Annotated in this window: 16 protein-coding genes; 13 read left to right on the top strand and 3 right to left on the bottom strand. The window is 66.3% G+C overall.

All coding sequences use genetic code 11. The annotated features are described in order from the left end of the window. The first annotated feature begins 526 nt into the window (after positions 1-526). Both ltrA and GVL12_RS18950 read left to right on the top strand, forming a co-directional pair. Positions 527-1,897, top strand: coding sequence for a group II intron reverse transcriptase/maturase (gene ltrA / locus GVL12_RS18955; protein WP_159916952.1), 1,371 nt, complete (start codon positions 527-529; stop codon positions 1,895-1,897). 121 nt (positions 1,898-2,018) lie between these two features. Next, positions 2,019-2,231: a molybdopterin-binding protein gene (locus tag GVL12_RS18950; RefSeq protein WP_159916950.1), complete on the top strand. Its 213-nt coding sequence runs from the start codon at positions 2,019-2,021 to the stop codon at positions 2,229-2,231. Positions 2,232-2,244: 13 nt separating this feature from the next. On the opposite strand, the gene tsaA is transcribed toward GVL12_RS18950, so the two are convergent. Beyond that, entirely contained in the window at positions 2,245-2,736 is a 492-nt protein-coding gene (gene tsaA, locus GVL12_RS18945; protein WP_159916948.1) for a tRNA (N6-threonylcarbamoyladenosine(37)-N6)-methyltransferase TrmO, read from the bottom strand. A gap of 120 nt (positions 2,737-2,856) precedes the next feature. On the opposite strand from tsaA, the gene modA reads away from it, so the two are divergent. Genes modA through GVL12_RS18930 form a run of 3 tightly spaced genes read left to right on the top strand, consistent with a single transcriptional unit; the run spans position 2,857 to position 4,978 of the window. After that, a complete protein-coding gene (gene modA / locus GVL12_RS18940) occupies positions 2,857-3,621 on the top strand; it encodes a molybdate ABC transporter substrate-binding protein (protein WP_159916946.1) in 765 nt (254 codons plus the stop codon). A gap of 15 nt (positions 3,622-3,636) precedes the next feature. Then, complete coding sequence (gene modB / locus GVL12_RS18935; protein WP_159916944.1) at positions 3,637-4,290, top strand: molybdate ABC transporter permease subunit; 654 nt, start codon at positions 3,637-3,639, stop codon at positions 4,288-4,290. 1 nt (position 4,291) lies between these two features. Further along, positions 4,292-4,978: an ABC transporter ATP-binding protein gene (locus GVL12_RS18930; RefSeq protein ID WP_159916934.1), complete on the top strand. Its 687-nt coding sequence runs from the start codon at positions 4,292-4,294 to the stop codon at positions 4,976-4,978. Between the two features lie 24 nt (positions 4,979-5,002). Here the strand turns inward: GVL12_RS18930 and GVL12_RS26645 are convergent, their stop codons facing one another. Next, positions 5,003-5,350: a hypothetical protein gene (locus GVL12_RS26645; protein WP_235033914.1), complete on the bottom strand. Its 348-nt coding sequence runs from the start codon at positions 5,348-5,350 to the stop codon at positions 5,003-5,005. On the opposite strand from GVL12_RS26645, the gene yjjJ reads away from it, so the two are divergent. From yjjJ to GVL12_RS18895, 7 genes are all read left to right on the top strand, one after another. Then, complete coding sequence (yjjJ, locus tag GVL12_RS18925; protein WP_235033913.1) at positions 5,231-6,541, top strand: type II toxin-antitoxin system HipA family toxin YjjJ; 1,311 nt, start codon at positions 5,231-5,233, stop codon at positions 6,539-6,541. The genes GVL12_RS26645 and yjjJ overlap by 120 nt on opposite strands. Positions 6,542-6,863: 322 nt before the next feature. Then, complete coding sequence (locus tag GVL12_RS18920; RefSeq protein ID WP_159916930.1) at positions 6,864-8,198, top strand: MFS transporter; 1,335 nt, start codon at positions 6,864-6,866, stop codon at positions 8,196-8,198. 73 nt (positions 8,199-8,271) lie between these two features. Next, positions 8,272-9,312 carry an aromatic ring-hydroxylating dioxygenase subunit alpha gene (locus GVL12_RS18915; protein ID WP_159916928.1) on the top strand — a complete coding sequence of 347 codons (1,041 nt, stop codon included), beginning with the start codon at positions 8,272-8,274 and terminating at the stop codon, positions 9,310-9,312. Beyond that, positions 9,312-10,286, top strand: a complete 975-nt coding sequence (locus GVL12_RS26925; protein WP_159916926.1) for a PDR/VanB family oxidoreductase — start codon at positions 9,312-9,314, stop codon at positions 10,284-10,286. Before GVL12_RS18915 ends, GVL12_RS26925 begins: the two co-directional genes overlap by 1 nt. Positions 10,287-10,305: 19 nt before the next feature. Then, positions 10,306-10,713 (top strand): protocatechuate 4,5-dioxygenase subunit alpha, encoded by a 408-nt coding sequence (gene ligA / locus GVL12_RS18905; protein WP_159916924.1) that lies wholly within the window; start codon positions 10,306-10,308, stop codon positions 10,711-10,713. Further along, positions 10,713-11,585, top strand: a complete 873-nt coding sequence (locus GVL12_RS18900; protein WP_159916922.1) for a class III extradiol dioxygenase subunit beta — start codon at positions 10,713-10,715, stop codon at positions 11,583-11,585. Before ligA ends, GVL12_RS18900 begins: the two co-directional genes overlap by 1 nt. Beyond that, complete coding sequence (locus GVL12_RS18895; RefSeq protein WP_159916920.1) at positions 11,582-12,292, top strand: alpha/beta fold hydrolase; 711 nt, start codon at positions 11,582-11,584, stop codon at positions 12,290-12,292. The genes GVL12_RS18900 and GVL12_RS18895 overlap by 4 nt, the downstream gene beginning before the upstream one ends. Positions 12,293-12,299: 7 nt before the next feature. Here the strand turns inward: GVL12_RS18895 and GVL12_RS18890 are convergent, their stop codons facing one another. Further along, positions 12,300-13,580 (bottom strand): LysR family transcriptional regulator, encoded by a 1,281-nt coding sequence (locus GVL12_RS18890; RefSeq protein ID WP_159916918.1) that lies wholly within the window; start codon positions 13,578-13,580, stop codon positions 12,300-12,302. A gap of 167 nt (positions 13,581-13,747) precedes the next feature. On the opposite strand from GVL12_RS18890, the gene GVL12_RS18885 reads away from it, so the two are divergent. Continuing rightward, entirely contained in the window at positions 13,748-14,200 is a 453-nt protein-coding gene (locus tag GVL12_RS18885; protein ID WP_159916916.1) for a nuclear transport factor 2 family protein, read from the top strand. Positions 14,201-14,266: the final 66 nt, after the last annotated feature.

Raw genomic sequence — 14,266 nt, 5'->3', positions numbered from 1 at the left:
GCGCAAAGCCCGCAAAGGCCAAGTGCGCAGCCTCTGCGAAGCAGGAACCCACCGAAGTGACTTGTTCAGGCTCAATGCCTGCAATGGGCGCGGTAGGAATCCCCTGCCGTTAGGCAGGGGAGGATGTGTGCGCCCAGCATGGGCGCGATCTCGGAGGTGAAAGTCCTCTCGTGAACTGGCCACAGCGAGCGAATGGAAGCGCAACTGCGCAAGGGTGACCGAGCGTGGGAAGGAAGCGTGGAAAGAAACCGTGAGCCGATGAACAAAAATCAGATACGAGGCGCGATGGATCAAGGCGAGCAGGCACATCACTGCAAAGCTTTCGTGGTCAATGTGAAATTGCGTAGATCTGGCGGTTGTGCGGGGAAGGATCGCGTTCTTACCTGGGGAGATCTCGTTTCACGCCTGAAAGGGCGACGGCGTAAGCCGGAGCGAGAAGTCAGCAGAGGCCGTAGTAGCTGGAGCCGGGGCCGATAAAGCCAGAAGGCGAGAGCGAAGGGCCGAACGAGAAGGAGAGCTGGACGGTATGACACTTGGAAGTGCACTGCATCAGAAGCCTGGACAACCAGGGCGGACTACAGTTGGCAAGGGTGAAACCCGTGCCGAAATGGTTCGTGATGAAGCACGCCCGGCGTGTCAACAACAGGAAGGCTTAGGGCGAGACGACTTGCTAACGCAAGTCCTATCGCGTGAGAACATGGCAGCGGCGTGGAAGCGCGTCAAAGCCAACAAGGGTAGTGCAGGCGTCGATGGATTGACGATTGAACAGACCGCCGAGTACCTAAAAGGTCACTGGACGCGGGTTCGCAAGGAACTCATCGCTGGTAAGTATCAGCCTCAAGCTGTGCGCCGCGTTGAAATTCCGAAACCGACAGGCGGCATGCGTGAACTTGGTATTCCGACGGTCCTGGATCGGCTGATTCAGCAGGCCTTGCTGCAAGTGCTACAGCCATTGATCGATCCGACGTTCTCTGAATTCAGCTATGGCTTTCGTCCTGGCCGGAGTGCGCATGATGCAGTGCTTCAAGCACAGCGCTATGCGCTGGAAGGCTACCGGGTCGTAGTTGATGTGGATTTGGAGAAATTCTTTGATCGGGTCAATCACGACATTCTCATGGACCGGCTTGCCAAGCGTATTGCCGACAAGGCCGTTCTGCGGCTGATTCGACAATACCTACAGGCAGGGATCATGGCGGGTGGCGTGGTTATGGACAGGTCAGAAGGCACGCCGCAAGGTGGGCCGCTCTCTCCGCTCCTGGCCAATGTTCTGTTGGATGAAGTGGATCAAGACCTGCAAAGGCGGGGGCATCGTTTCGCACGTTATGCCGATGATTGCAACGTCTACGTTCGCAGTCAGAAGGCGGGCGAGCGGGTGTTGCTGTCGCTGAGAAAGCTCTACGAAAAGCTTCACCTGCGGGTGAACGAGAAGAAGACCGAAGTGGGACCGGTCTTTGGCCGCAAGTTCCTTGGCTACTGCCTACGGCGATGGTCAAAGGACACGGTAAAGATTGCTGTCGCACCCAAAGCGCTCGACACGTTCAAACAACGCATACGGATCATCACAAGACGGGTTGGTGGCAAAGGCATGGTTCAGATCGCTGAACAGATGAAAGAATATCTGCCGGGTTGGAAGTCTTACTTCCGACTCGCGCAAACGCCTCAGACGTTCAAAAACTTGGACTCATGGACGCGCCACCGACTTCGAGCTATCCAACTCAAGCATTGGCGTACAGGGACAACTGTTTACAGTCGTCTTCGAGGCCTTGGTGCTACTCATGAGCTGGCGGCGAAAATTGCTGGTGGTGCCGGGCACTGGTGGGGCCACAGCGAGGTGGGGTTGAATCGCGTCCTCACCGTCAAATACTTCGACAATCTTGGAATACCTCGACTCACATGACCTCAACTTCTCGAACCGCCTGGTGCGGACCCGCATGCCAGGTGGTGTGGCAGGGGCGCGGCTAACTGCCGCCCCCTATGCCGATCAACTATCCTGTTGTCCCCAAGTTCTGGAGCACCTCATGAAAATCAGCGCACGCAATGTTCTCAACGGCAAGATTGTCGGCATCGTCCGGGGTCCCGTGACCACCGAAGTCACCCTGGAAATCGCGCCTGGCGTGCAGATCACTTCAACGATCACCAGCAACTCGGCCCAGACGCTGGGCCTCCAGGAGGGAGGCGTGGCCTACGGCGTGATCAAGGCCTCGTCCGTCATGATTGGCGTGGACGACTGAGCCCGCTGCGGTGTCAGCGCATGCGATCGTCTGACACCGTCGACGCCAGCTTCTCCAAGCCCTGCGCGAACCAGCCAATGCGCTCGGTGGCCCGGACATCGAGCGCGGGCACGTAGGGCTTGATGTCGAGCACCGGCGTGCCGTCGAGCATGTCGTTGCCCTGAAAGTGCAGGCAGTTTCCCTGCACGCGCACCAGCCGCACGATGGACAGGCCAAGGCGATTGGGCCGCGCCGGCGCGCGCGTGGCGAATACGCCGTGGCTGCGGGTGTCCATGAAGGGAACCACTTCGAGCTTTTCGCTCGCCTGGTGCAGGTGGGTGATGAGTATCAGGTACTCGAAGCCTTCGATGTCCCTGAGCCCGGCGGCGTACTCGGGGAAGACTTCGAGGCGGGCGGGCGCATCGGCCGAGGCAACGGTCTGGATGGGCATGCCTGTCGTGGTCTTGAAAGGGCTTTGCACCACGCCGATGGGGCGTACTTCGATGGAGGAGGGCGGCATGGTCATGGAGGCTCTTCGTTGGGTGATCGCAGGCGGACGCCAATACCGTGCGCCGACAGGACATCTGAAACACTTTGTTGTGTTTTCGCTATTCCATTTTAGAATAGCGTTTTCAAAGGACCTGAGATGCACGCTTCTTCCCGCTGGCTCGCAAAAGCCACCCTGATTGCCTCCCTTTCGCTGGGCTCCGTCGTCGTTTACGCGCAGGAAGTCGTGGTTTCGGCCGCGGCCAGCCTGACGAACGCCTTCCAGGCGGTGGGCCAGGCATTCGAGAAGAATCATCCCGGCAGCAAGGTCACGTTCAATTTCGCCGCCTCGGGCCCGCTGCTCGCGCAGATCCAGCAGGGCGCGCCGGTCGATGTGTTCGCTTCGGCCGACCAGGAGACGATGGACCGCGCCGCCAAGGCCAATCTGCTGGCCGCGGGCACGCGCGCCGACTTCGCGCGCAACACGCTGGTGCTGATCGTTCCCGCGACGGCGCCCGCCGTGCCGCAACAGCTCGCGGATCTGGGCGGCGCGGGCTACAAGCGCATCTCCACCGGCACGCCGAGTTCGGTGCCCGTGGGCCGCTACACCATGGCCTCGGTGCAGGAAGCCGGACTGACGGCTGCCTTGGAGCCCAAGTGGATCTATGGCGAGAGCGTGCGCCAGGTGCTGAACTACGTCGCGCGCGCTGAAGTCGATGCCGGCTTTGTCTACCGCACCGATGCGCTGATCGAGAAGGACAAGACGCGCATCGCGCTGACGGTGCCGACGACCACGCCCGTGACATACCCGATCGCACAAGTCGCGACCAGCAAGAACGCGGCGCTGGGCAAGGACTTCATCGCCTTCGTGCGCAGCGACGCGGGCCAGCAGATACTCGACGGTTTCGGCTTCTCCAAGCCCTGACCGGGACCGCCGACCTTGCTCGCGCCTCTCTGGCTGACCCTCAAGATTGCCCTGCTCGCGACGCTGCTGGCCGGCGCGGTCGGCATCGCGCTGGGCTGGTGGATGTCGCAGCGGCGCTTCGCCGGCAAGAACTTCGTCGATGCGCTGCTGATGCTGCCTATGGTGTTGCCGCCCACGGTGCTGGGTTACTACCTGATCGTGGTGATAGGCCGCAACGGCGTGCTGGGCCAGTACCTGGACCGCTGGTTCGGCATCAACCTGATGTTCACCTGGCAGGGCGCGGTCATCGCCGCGTCGCTGGTCTCGCTGCCGCTGATCTACAAGGCAGCGCGCGCGGCGTTCGAAGATGTCGATGGCCGCTTCCTGCATGCGGCGCGCACGCTGGGCGCGGGCGAGGCCGAGATATTCCTGCGCATCGCGCTGCCGCTGGCTGTGCGTGGCATCGCCGCCGGCCTGATGCTGGCGTTCGCGCGCGCCATGGGCGAGTTCGGCGCGACGCTGATGATCGCCGGCAATCTGCCGGGCAAGACGCAGACGCTGTCGATCGCCATCTACGACGCGGTGCAGGCCGGCAACGACGCCCAGGCGCTGTGGCTCACGCTGGTGATCTCGGTGGTCTGCGTGGTGGTCTTGGTCGTATCTGGCCGTATGCTGCAGGCCAAGCATTGATATGACCCCTGTTCTCGACCTCCATGTACAGACGACGCTTGAATCGCCGGGGCGCAGCTTTGTGCTCGACGCGCGCCTTGTCTCGCAGACCGCGCGCACGGCGCTGATTGGCGCTTCGGGCTCGGGCAAGTCGACGGTGCTGATGGCCATCGCCGGGCTCGCGCCGCAGGTCCAGGGCCATGTGCGCGTGGCGGGAAAAACGCTGCTCGATACGGCCAACGCCATCGACCTGCCGGCGCGCGCGCGCAAGGTCGGCCTGGTGTTCCAGGACTACGCGCTGTTTCCGCACATGAGCGTGGAGCAGAACCTGGCCTTCGGCCTGTGCCGGCTTGGCAAGCGCCCGAGCGACGCCGAGCACGAGCGCATCAACGCGCTGGTGCAGCAGTTCGATCTGCAGGCGCTGCGCGGCGCCTTGCCCCGCTACCTGTCGGGTGGCCAGCGCCAGCGCGTCGCGCTGGCACGGGCGCTCGCGCCCCAGCCCCATCTGCTGCTGCTCGACGAACCGCTTTCGGCGCTCGACACCCAGTTGCGCATACGCCTGCGCGCCGAGCTCGCTGAAATGCTCGAGCGCGTGCAGGTACCGACGCTGCTGGTCACGCACGACCCCAGCGATGTCGAGGCCCTGGCGCAGTCGGTGGTGGAGATCGATGCCGGGCGGGTCATGGGCGCGCAGGCGAGCGCCGCGTAAACGCTTTCGCGTGGCGGCGAGCGGCTATGTGTCGTTGGCCGCGCCTGGCGCTTGCATGGGCGCTTCGGCATGCGCTGCCAGCAGCCGGCCGTCGCTTCTGCCCATCTCGTATGCCAGTTGCCGCCTGAATCGTGCGCTGGCCGGCAGCATGGATGCATAGGAAGTGTTAGAGTTATTCAAAACACTATTCATTTTTCTATTCGCAACGCCATGCAAGTCAGATCCCACCCGCATGCCGCCGCTGTCAGCATGCTGCTCGGCGGTGGCCTTCGCACCAGTAAGGAACTTGGAGATGCGCTGGAAATCAGCCAGCCAACTGTTTCCCGTGTGCTGCGCAGCATGGGGGTGGATGTCGTCAAGATTGCTATTCATGGATCTATTCATTACGCACTGCGTGATCCCCGCCGGGCGTATCTGGTCGCGCCGGTCTCCCGTGTCACGGTCCTGGGGCAGCTGCAAAGGCTGGGCGAACTGGTGCCGGTTTTGCCCGAAGGCTTTGTTCTGATGGCCTTGGACGGCGACGACAATTACACCGAAGGCCTGCCATGGTGGCTCTATGACATGCGCCCGCAAGGCTATCTGGGCCGTGCCTATGCCCGCCAAAATGCCCAGCGTCTTTCGCTGCCTGAACGGCTGAGTGACTGGTCCGACGCGCATGTGCTCCAGGCCTTGCGCCAGCATGGTGGCGATCTGGCGGGAAATCTGCTCATTGGCGAGCAGGCCGAACAGCTGTTCATCAATGCCGCGCCGCCGCAGCCCATCGCCCTGGCCGACAAGGCCGTGCAGTACGCGGCGATGGCGCGCGCCGCGGAAGCCGGCGAAATCCCGGGCTCTTCGGCAGGCGGGGAGCAGCCCAAGTTCACCGCTTATGTGGAGACGGGGCAGGGCAGGGCCCATGTGATCGTGAAGTTCAGTGCGGCGCAGGACAACGCCGTGAGCGAGCGCTGGCGCGACCTGCTGCTGGCCGAGCACATTGCACTGGAAGTCCTCGCTCAAAACGGTGTGCCGGCCGCCAGCAGCCGCATTGTCGACCATGCCGGCCAGCGCTTCCTGGAAGTCGAGCGCTTCGACCGTGTGGGCGCGATGGGTCGGACTGCGCTGCTTTCGCTGGCAGCACTGGATGCCGAATTTGTCGGCAGCAATGCGCCCTGGCACGAAGTGACCCAGGCTCTGGCGCTGCAGCAATGCGTTGTGCCGGCAGCGGTTCAGGGCGCGGCCTTGCTATGGGCCTTTGGCATCCTGATCGGCAACAGCGACATGCACAACGGCAATCTGTCGTTCACCTCGGACCAGGGACGGCCCTACCGGTTGGCCCCGGCGTACGACATGACGCCCATGGCGTTTGCCCCCAAGAGCGGCGGCGCCATGGGGCATGAACTGCGCGAGCCCACCATCGCCACGGCGATTTCCGGTGACCTGTGGCGCACCGCGCTGCAGATGGCCCAGTGCTATGCCCAGCGCCTTCAGGCCGAAGCCCGCCTGAGCGAGCGCTTCGCCCCTTGCATCCATGCCACGCTCTCGCACCTGGCCCAGGCCCAGGCACGCATCGCCCGTCTGGCCTGAGCTCGTGGTCGGCGCGCCAGCGCCTCCACGCCTGGGCAGTTCCTTCTCCAAATCGCGCATTCCTTGGGCAAGGCACCTGTGCATCCGCTCGCAGGGTGCCTGGCTGCGCATTGGCTATCAATAAAACGCATAGCTCGTTTTCCGTTTTGCATTGGCGCTTTTTTCCTATGCTGGGGACACTCTGGGACAGGAGCTTGCCTGGCGCGAAGTTCTGTCCGCCGTGAGGGACGCGCGCATAGCTCTACACAAGAAACCAGTCTCGGACGGCGGCCGCCGCCGCCGCGACTGGACATGGAGACAACCTGTTCCCACAAGGACTTGTATGAATGACATTCGCAAGACGATGGACGAAGGCCCGATGACGTCCTTTCAGTGGCTGGCCATCGCCATCTGCATCATGCTCATCATGTTGGACGGCTTCGACGTCCTGGTGATGGCTTTCACGGCTTCGGCCGTCGCTGCCGAATGGCAGCTCAACGGTGCCCAGTTGGGCGTGCTGTTCAGCGCCGGGCTGATCGGCATGGCCATAGGTTCACTGTTTGTCGCGCCCGTGGCCGACCGGCGCGGGCGCCAGCCGGTCATCGTGCTGTGCCTGGTCGTGGTGTCGGCGGGCATGCTGCTGTCGGCCGTGGCGCGCAGCCATATCGAGCTGGCGGTGCTGCGCGCCATCACGGGCGTGGGCATAGGCGGCATGCTGGCCAGCGTGGGCGTGATCACCTCCGAGTACTCGTCGCAGAAATGGCGCAGCACGGCGATCGCGCTGCAGGCCACGGGCTATCCCATAGGCGCGACGCTGGGCGGGCTGATGGCCGCATGGCTGCTGGGCCACCATGGTTGGCGCTCGGTGTTTGTCTTCGGCGGCCTGGCGACGGCGCTGATGATTCCCGTCGTGCTCTGGCGCCTGCCCGAGTCGGTGGACTTCCTGCTCGGCCGCCGCCCGGCGCGTGCGCTCGACAAGCTCAACCGGCTGATGGCGATGATGGGCCATGCGGCGCTGGCGCAACTGCCCGCGCAGCGCGCCGGCCAGACCGTGCAGGGCAATACCGTCGCGGCGCTGTTTCGCAACGGGCTGGCGCGCCCGACGCTGATCCTGTGGGCCGGCTTCTTCCTGCTGATGTTCAGCGTCTACTTCTCGCTGAGCTGGACACCCAAGCTGCTGGTCCAGGCCGGCATGTCGACCCAGCAGGGCGTGACCGGCGGCGTGCTGCTCAATCTCGGCGGCATTGCCGGCGGCAGCCTGTTCGGTCTGCTAGCGCTCAAGCTCAGGCTCAAGCATCTGGCGGTCGGCAGCCTGCTGCTCTATGCGCTGTTCACCGCACTGTTCGGCGCCGCTTCGGCCAATCTGGGCTTTGCGTTTGCCGCGGCGGTGGGTCTGGGCGTGTTCCTGTTCGCCTCGATGGCGGGCCTGTACGGCCTGGTGCCCGCGACCTATCCGGCCGCGGTGCGCGCCACAGGCATGGGCTGGGCCATAGGCATAGGCCGCATCGGCGCGATTGTCGCGCCCTTCATGGCCGGTCTGCTGCTCGATGGCGGCTGGAGCCCGGCGTCGCTGTACTACGTGTTCGCCCTGCCGCTGGTCGCCGCCGCGCTGGCCGTGCTGGCCACGGGCGTGGCCCAGGCGCAGGTGCCCGGCGCCCGCGTGGCCTCGGCGCATTGAGCACACCGCCGGGCCGCGCCGCGCAGGCCGTGCCCCGGCGGCGCATTTCCCCAACCATTCCCACGAATCCATCATGTTTTTGCTGAACACCTGGTATGTCGCCTGCAAGGCCGAAGAAATCCCCCGGGACAAGCCTCTGGGCCGCACGATCTGCAACGAGCGCATGGCGTTCTTTCGCGGCCCGCAGGGCATCGCCGCCGTCGAGGACTTCTGTCCCCACCGCGGCGCGCCGCTGTCGCTGGGCACGGTCTGCGAGGGCAAGCTGGTCTGCGGCTACCACGGCCTGGAGATGGGCTGCGACGGCCGGACCGTCGCCATGCCGGGCCAGCGCGTGCGCGGCTTTCCCGAAATCCGCAGCTATCCCGTAGAGGAACGCCACGGCTTTGTCTGGGTCTGGCCCGGCGACAAGGCCAAGGCTGACGCGGGCCTGATTCCGCAACTGCACTGGGCCGACAGCCCCGACTGGGCCTATGGCGGCGGCTACTACCACATCAAGGCCGGCCATCTGCTGATGATAGACAACCTCATGGACCTGACGCACGAGACCTATGTGCATGCCACCTCGATAGGTCAGAAGGAGATCGACGAGACGCCCTGCATCACCAAGGTCGATGGTGACCATGTCACCACCAGCCGCTTCATGCAAGGCCTGCCCGAGGCCCCGCCGTTCTGGCGCATGGCGCTGCGCGGCAACGGTCTGCCCGACGACCAGCCCGTGGACCGCTGGCAGATCTGCCACTTCGAGCCGCCCAGCCACGTGATGATCGAAGTCGGCGTGGCGCTGGCCGGCCATGGAGGCCATGGCGCACCCGCGGACAAGAAGGTCTCGTCCATCGTCGTGGACTTCATCACGCCGGAGACCGAAACCACGCACCATTACTTCTGGGGCATGGCACGCCAGTTCAAGCCGCAGGACGCAGCGCTCACGGCCTCGATTCTCGAAGGCCAGGGCAAGGTGTTCGGCGAAGACACCGAAGTGCTGGAGCGCCAGCAGGCCAATCTGACGGCCTGGCCCGAGCGCAAGCTGCTGCTGCTCAACATCGACGCCGGCGGCGTGCAGTCGCGCCGCGTGCTCGACAGGCTGCTGGCGCAAGAGCGCGCGCAGGCCGCATGATGGCCGGCGCCAGCACAGAACTGCAGGTGCGCGTCGCGCGGCGCACGCGCGAGGCCGACGGCATCTGCGGCCTGGAGCTCGTGGCCGCGGGCGGCGCGCCGCTGCCGGCGTTTGCCGCGGGCTCGCACGTGGACGTGCATCTGCCCGGCGGCATCGTGCGCCAGTATTCGCTGTGCAACGACCCGGCCGAGACCCACCGCTACCAGATCGCCGTGCTGCGCGACCCGGCGTCGCGCGGCGGCTCGGCCGCGGTGCACGACCTCGTGGCCGAAGGCGATGCGCTGCGCATCAGCGCGCCGCGCAACCATTTCGCGCTCGCGCCCGACGCGCCCCGGCATCTGCTGCTGGCCGGCGGCATAGGCGTGACGCCCATCCTTTGCATGGCCGAACGGCTGGCGGTGCTGGGCGCGCGCTTTCGCATGCATTACAGCGGCCGCTCGGCGCAGCGCATGGCGTTCAAGGAGCGCATCGCCGCCGCGCCGTTCGCAGGCCAGGTGCAGCTGCATTTCGATGACGGCGACGCCGCGCAGCGGCTGGACATCGCCGCCGTGCTCGCGGCTGCAGAGCCCGACACCCACCTCTATGTCTGCGGCCCGCAGGGCTTCATGGACGCGGTGCTGGGCGCCGCGCGCCAGCAGGGCTGGGCCGAGGACCGGTTGCACTGGGAGTTCTTCGCGGCCGCCGATGCCGGCCCGCGCGGCGGCGACGCGGCCTTCGACGTGCAGCTCGCGAGTTCGGGCCGCGTCGTGCGCGTCGCGCCCGACCAGAGCGTGACCCAGGCGTTGCTGGCCGCGGGCGTCGACGTGATGGTCTCGTGCGAGCAGGGCGTGTGCGGCACCTGTCTGACGCGCGTGCTGTCGGGCGAGGTCGACCACCGCGACGCCTATCTGACGCCCGAGGAGCAGGCGGCCAACGACCAGTTCACGCCCTGCTGCTCGCGCGCGCGCTGCGAGCGGCTGGTGCTCGATCTTTGAAACAGGAAAACGCAGACCCATGGCATTGGACAAACCTTATCTCGACGTTCCGGGGACCACGGTCTTCGACGCAGAGCAGTCGCGCAAGGGCTACTGGCTCAACCAGTTCTGCATGTCGCTGATGCAGGCTGAAAACCGCGCGCGCTTTCGCGCCGACGAGCGCGCCTATCTCGACGGCTGGGCGATGAGCGAAGCGCAAAAGCAGGCCGTGCTGGCGCGCGATCTCAACGCCTGCATCGCGCTGGGCGGCAACATCTACTTCCTCGTGAAGATAGGCGCCACCGACGGCGTCAGCGTGCAGAACATGGTCTCGACCATGAGCGGCATGGGCGAGGAGGATTACCGGCTGATGATGCTCGGCGGCGGGCGTTCCATTGAGGGCAACCGCTACCTGCACGAGCAGGCCGCGCAGGAAAGGAGGATCTGATGGCCAGGATCACCGCCTCCGTCTACACCTCGCATGTGCCCGCGATCGGCGCGGCCATGGACCTGGGCAGGACCCGGGAGCCGTACTGGCAGCCGCTGTTCGACGGCTTTGCGCCCTCGCGCCAGTGGCTCAGGGACAACCCACCCGATGTCATCCTGTTGGTCTACAACGATCACGCGAGCGCGTTCAGCCTGGACTTCATTCCCACGTTCGCCATCGGCACGGCCGCCGCGTTCGCGCCCGCCGACGAAGGCTGGGGCCCGCGCCCCGTGCCCACAGTATTCGGCCACCCCGAGTTCGCCAGCCATATCGCGCAGTCGGTGATACAGCAGGATTTCGACCTGACCATTGTCAACAAGATGGACGTGGACCACGGCCTCACGGTGCCGCTGTCATTGATGTGTGGCGAGCAGGACGCGGCCAGCGGCGCCTGGCCTTGCCCGGTGATTCCCATCGCCGTCAACGTCGTGCAATACCCCGTGCCTTCGGGCCAGCGCTGCTTCGATCTGGGCCGCGCGATACGCAAGGCCGTCGAAAGCTTCGATGAAGACCTGAACGTGCAGATCTGGGGCACGGGCGGCATGAGCCACCAGTTGCAGGGCGCGCGCGCGGGCCTGATCAACCGCGACTGGGACCAGCGCTTTCTCGATTTGCTGATAGAGAACCCCACGGGCCTGGCGCGCCTGCCGCATATCGACTATGTGCGCGAGGCCGGCTCCGAAGGCATAGAGCTGGTGATGTGGCTGATCGCGCGTGGCGCCATGGGCGACGTTGCCGGCCCGGCGCCCAGGCCGCGCGTCAACCACCGCTTCTACCATGTGCCGGCATCGAACACCGCCGTCGGCCACCTGATCCTGGAGGATGCGCCATGAGTCGGCCCTGCGTGGTCTTGCTGCCGGGCCTGCTGTGCGACGCCGCGGTCTGGCGCGCGCAGCGCGCGGCGCTGGCATTTGCCGATTGCATCGTGCCGTCCTATGGCGCGGCCGCTTCCATCGACGACATGGCGCGCGGCGTGCTGGCCGGCGTCGCGGCGCCGCGCTTTTCGCTCGCCGGCCATTCCATGGGCGGGCGCGTGGCGCTGGCCATTGCCCGCATGGCACCCGAGCGCGTAGAGCGGCTGGCCCTGCTTGACAGCGGCATGGAGGGCATTGCCCCGGGCGAGGCCGGCACCCAGGAGCGCGACAAGCGCATGGCGCTGCTGCACAAGGCGCGCCACAGCGGCATGCGCGCGATGGGCGCGCAATGGGCGCGCGGCATGGTGCACCCCGACCGGCTGGGCACGCCGCTGTTCGGCGAAGTGCTGGACATGGTCGCGCGTTTCACGCCCGAGATCTTCGCCGCGCAGATCGAGGCGCTGCTGAACCGCCCCGATGCGGCGCCGGTGCTGCAGGGCCTGCGCTGCCCGACCCTGCTGGCCTGCGGCCGCCAGGACAGCTGGAGCCCGCTGTCGCGCCACGAACGCATGCAGGCGCTGTGCCCGGGCTCGACGCTGGTGGTGATCGAGGACAGCGGCCATATGAGCACCATGGAGCAGCCCGGGCAGGTGTCGAAAGCGCTCGTCGACTGGATGCAGCGCTGAGCTTGGCCTAGGCCGGCACGTCTTTCACGGCCTGCTCGCAGGCCTGCATGAACAGCTCCAGGTCCCGGGACGCAGTGCTCTGCGCGCGCGTTGCCAGGCCTATGCGCCGGCGCGTGGCGGGCAGCTCGATGGGCACCATCGCCAACCGGCCGCCATGGTCGTCCTGCAAGGCCTGGCCGCGCGAGGCCAGCGCCAGGCGCCCGGTCTGCAGCACGAAGGCCAAGGTCATGGTGGGACTGTTGGCGCGCAGGCTGCCCTGTGGCGGCGAAAGGCCCTGGGCGCGAAACAGCTGGACCATGGCCCGGTCCGCAGGCGTGCCCGGCAGCGGCGCCACCCATGGCCATTGCAGCAGATCCTTGAGCGCCAGCCGCTTTCGCTGCAGGCAGGGATGGCCCGCGGGCGCAATCACCACCAGATCGTCGTCGAACAGATGGCGTTGGCATACTTCGTCCGGGGGCGCGTCGCCGCGCAGCGCGCCGGCGATGGCGTCGATGTCCGCGCTCAGCAACTGCTGCATCAGGCTTTCATAGGTGCCGTCGACGATGCTGACTTCGATGTCGGGGTGGCTTGCGGCCAGCATCGCGACCGCGCGCGGCAAGAAGATGCTGACCGACAGCGGCAGCACGCCGACCACCACGCGCCCGCGGATCTCGCCGCGCCAGGCCGAGATATCGCTGTCCATGCCGCGCACTTCGGCCAGTGCCAGCTTGACGCGGCGCAGCAGCGCTTCGCCCGCGGGCGTGAGCCGGGTGCCGAACGTCAGCTTGTAGAACAGCTGCAGGCCCAGGCTGGTCTCGAGCCCCTGCAGCGCCGCATGCACCGCGGGCTGGGTCAGGCCCAGCGATTGCGCCGCCTGCGACTCGCTGCCGCAGTCGGCGATCGCCATCAGCGCGCGCAGATGGCCTGCGGGCACGATTTCCGCAAAGCGCTGGGGCAGGGGGGAGCGCCGGCCCGCAAGCGTCGCCGCGGCCTGGGCTTCGGCCGCGCCGCTCGACAGATGCTGGAGCATGGCCTCGACGCGCGCAGCCATCTGGCTGCCCAGCGTGGTCGGCATCATGCCGCGCGCGCCGCGCATGAACAGCGGCAGTCCGCTGGCCTGCTCGAGCTGCAGCACCGCGCGCGCGACCGCGGGCTGGGACAGATGCAAGGCCTGGGCGGCGCGCATGGTGCTGCCGTTCTGCACCACCGCGAGCATGGCGCGCATCGCGCGCAAATGGCCGGCCAGCGGGGGCAGATGCTGGGAAACGCTGGCTGCGGCCGCAGGCCAGGGGATGGTGGAAAGGCTCATGTCGACGCGCTCGGCGCAATGTGGGTGGTGCTTGAATTCATTCTCCCATAAGAAAAACGCATTGGTCGGCGCGACACTGGCATTGGCTTTCGCGCGCCGGCCGTGGAATCCTTGAGGCCTGGATCGAGACGGCACATTGCAGGCCGCGGAATCCGGGGAGACACGACATGCATAACGATATCGACCGCCTGCGCGCACGGCAGGACTGCACGGACCTGGTGCTGCGTGCCGCCGCCTGCGCGGACGCCGGCGATGCGCAGGCCCTGGCGCAGCTGTTTGCCGAAGACGCCGTGCTGCAGCGCCCCAGCGGCGAGCCGCTGCGCGGGCGCGCCGCCATTGCCGCGGCCTATGCCCAGCGGCCCGCGGGCCGCATCACGCGCCACCTGGTCACCAATACGCTGTTCGACCTGGCCGGCGAAGACCGCCCGAGCGCGCGCAGCCAGGTGCTGCTGTGGTCCTGCGACGCGGCGGCCGAGCCTACCGCGCATGGCCGCCCGGCCCATGCGCGCCAGCTGGTCGGCGAGTTCGACGACCGCTTCTCGCGCGCGCCTGACGGCCGCTGGCTGATCGCGCGGCGCGAAGCCCGTTTCGTGATGTTCCGCGACGCTCCCGTCGCCTGAACGCGCGCCCACGTTCACCCCTGCATTCGCTTGCCGCCGCCCTGGCATGGGCGCGGCGTTGCGGCG

This window comes from Pantoea sp. 18069 (assembly GCF_902706035.1).
Taxonomy (GTDB): Bacteria; Pseudomonadota; Gammaproteobacteria; order Burkholderiales; family Burkholderiaceae_C; genus Comamonas.
This window is presented reverse-complemented; position numbering and strand designations above follow the sequence as displayed.

Bases quoted from the DNA above. Each gene is read 5' to 3' on its own strand.
- ltrA (WP_159916952.1), top strand. From the start codon at position 527: ATGACACTTGGAAGTGCACTGCATCAGAAGCCTGGACAACCAGGGCGG.
- GVL12_RS18950 (WP_159916950.1), top strand. From the start codon at position 2,019: ATGAAAATCAGCGCACGCAATGTTCTCAACGGCAAGATTGTCGGCATC.
- tsaA (WP_159916948.1), bottom strand. From the start codon at position 2,736: ATGACCATGCCGCCCTCCTCCATCGAAGTACGCCCCATCGGCGTGGTG.
- modA (WP_159916946.1), top strand. From the start codon at position 2,857: ATGCACGCTTCTTCCCGCTGGCTCGCAAAAGCCACCCTGATTGCCTCC.
- GVL12_RS18930 (WP_159916934.1), top strand. From the start codon at position 4,292: ATGACCCCTGTTCTCGACCTCCATGTACAGACGACGCTTGAATCGCCG.
- GVL12_RS26645 (WP_235033914.1), bottom strand. From the start codon at position 5,350: ATGAATAGCAATCTTGACGACATCCACCCCCATGCTGCGCAGCACACG.
- GVL12_RS18920 (WP_159916930.1), top strand. From the start codon at position 6,864: ATGAATGACATTCGCAAGACGATGGACGAAGGCCCGATGACGTCCTTT.
- GVL12_RS18915 (WP_159916928.1), top strand. From the start codon at position 8,272: ATGTTTTTGCTGAACACCTGGTATGTCGCCTGCAAGGCCGAAGAAATC.
- GVL12_RS26925 (WP_159916926.1), top strand. From the start codon at position 9,312: ATGGCCGGCGCCAGCACAGAACTGCAGGTGCGCGTCGCGCGGCGCACG.
- ligA (WP_159916924.1), top strand. From the start codon at position 10,306: ATGGCATTGGACAAACCTTATCTCGACGTTCCGGGGACCACGGTCTTC.
- GVL12_RS18900 (WP_159916922.1), top strand. From the start codon at position 10,713: ATGGCCAGGATCACCGCCTCCGTCTACACCTCGCATGTGCCCGCGATC.
- GVL12_RS18895 (WP_159916920.1), top strand. From the start codon at position 11,582: ATGAGTCGGCCCTGCGTGGTCTTGCTGCCGGGCCTGCTGTGCGACGCC.
- GVL12_RS18890 (WP_159916918.1), bottom strand. From the start codon at position 13,580: ATGAGCCTTTCCACCATCCCCTGGCCTGCGGCCGCAGCCAGCGTTTCC.
- GVL12_RS18885 (WP_159916916.1), top strand. From the start codon at position 13,748: ATGCATAACGATATCGACCGCCTGCGCGCACGGCAGGACTGCACGGAC.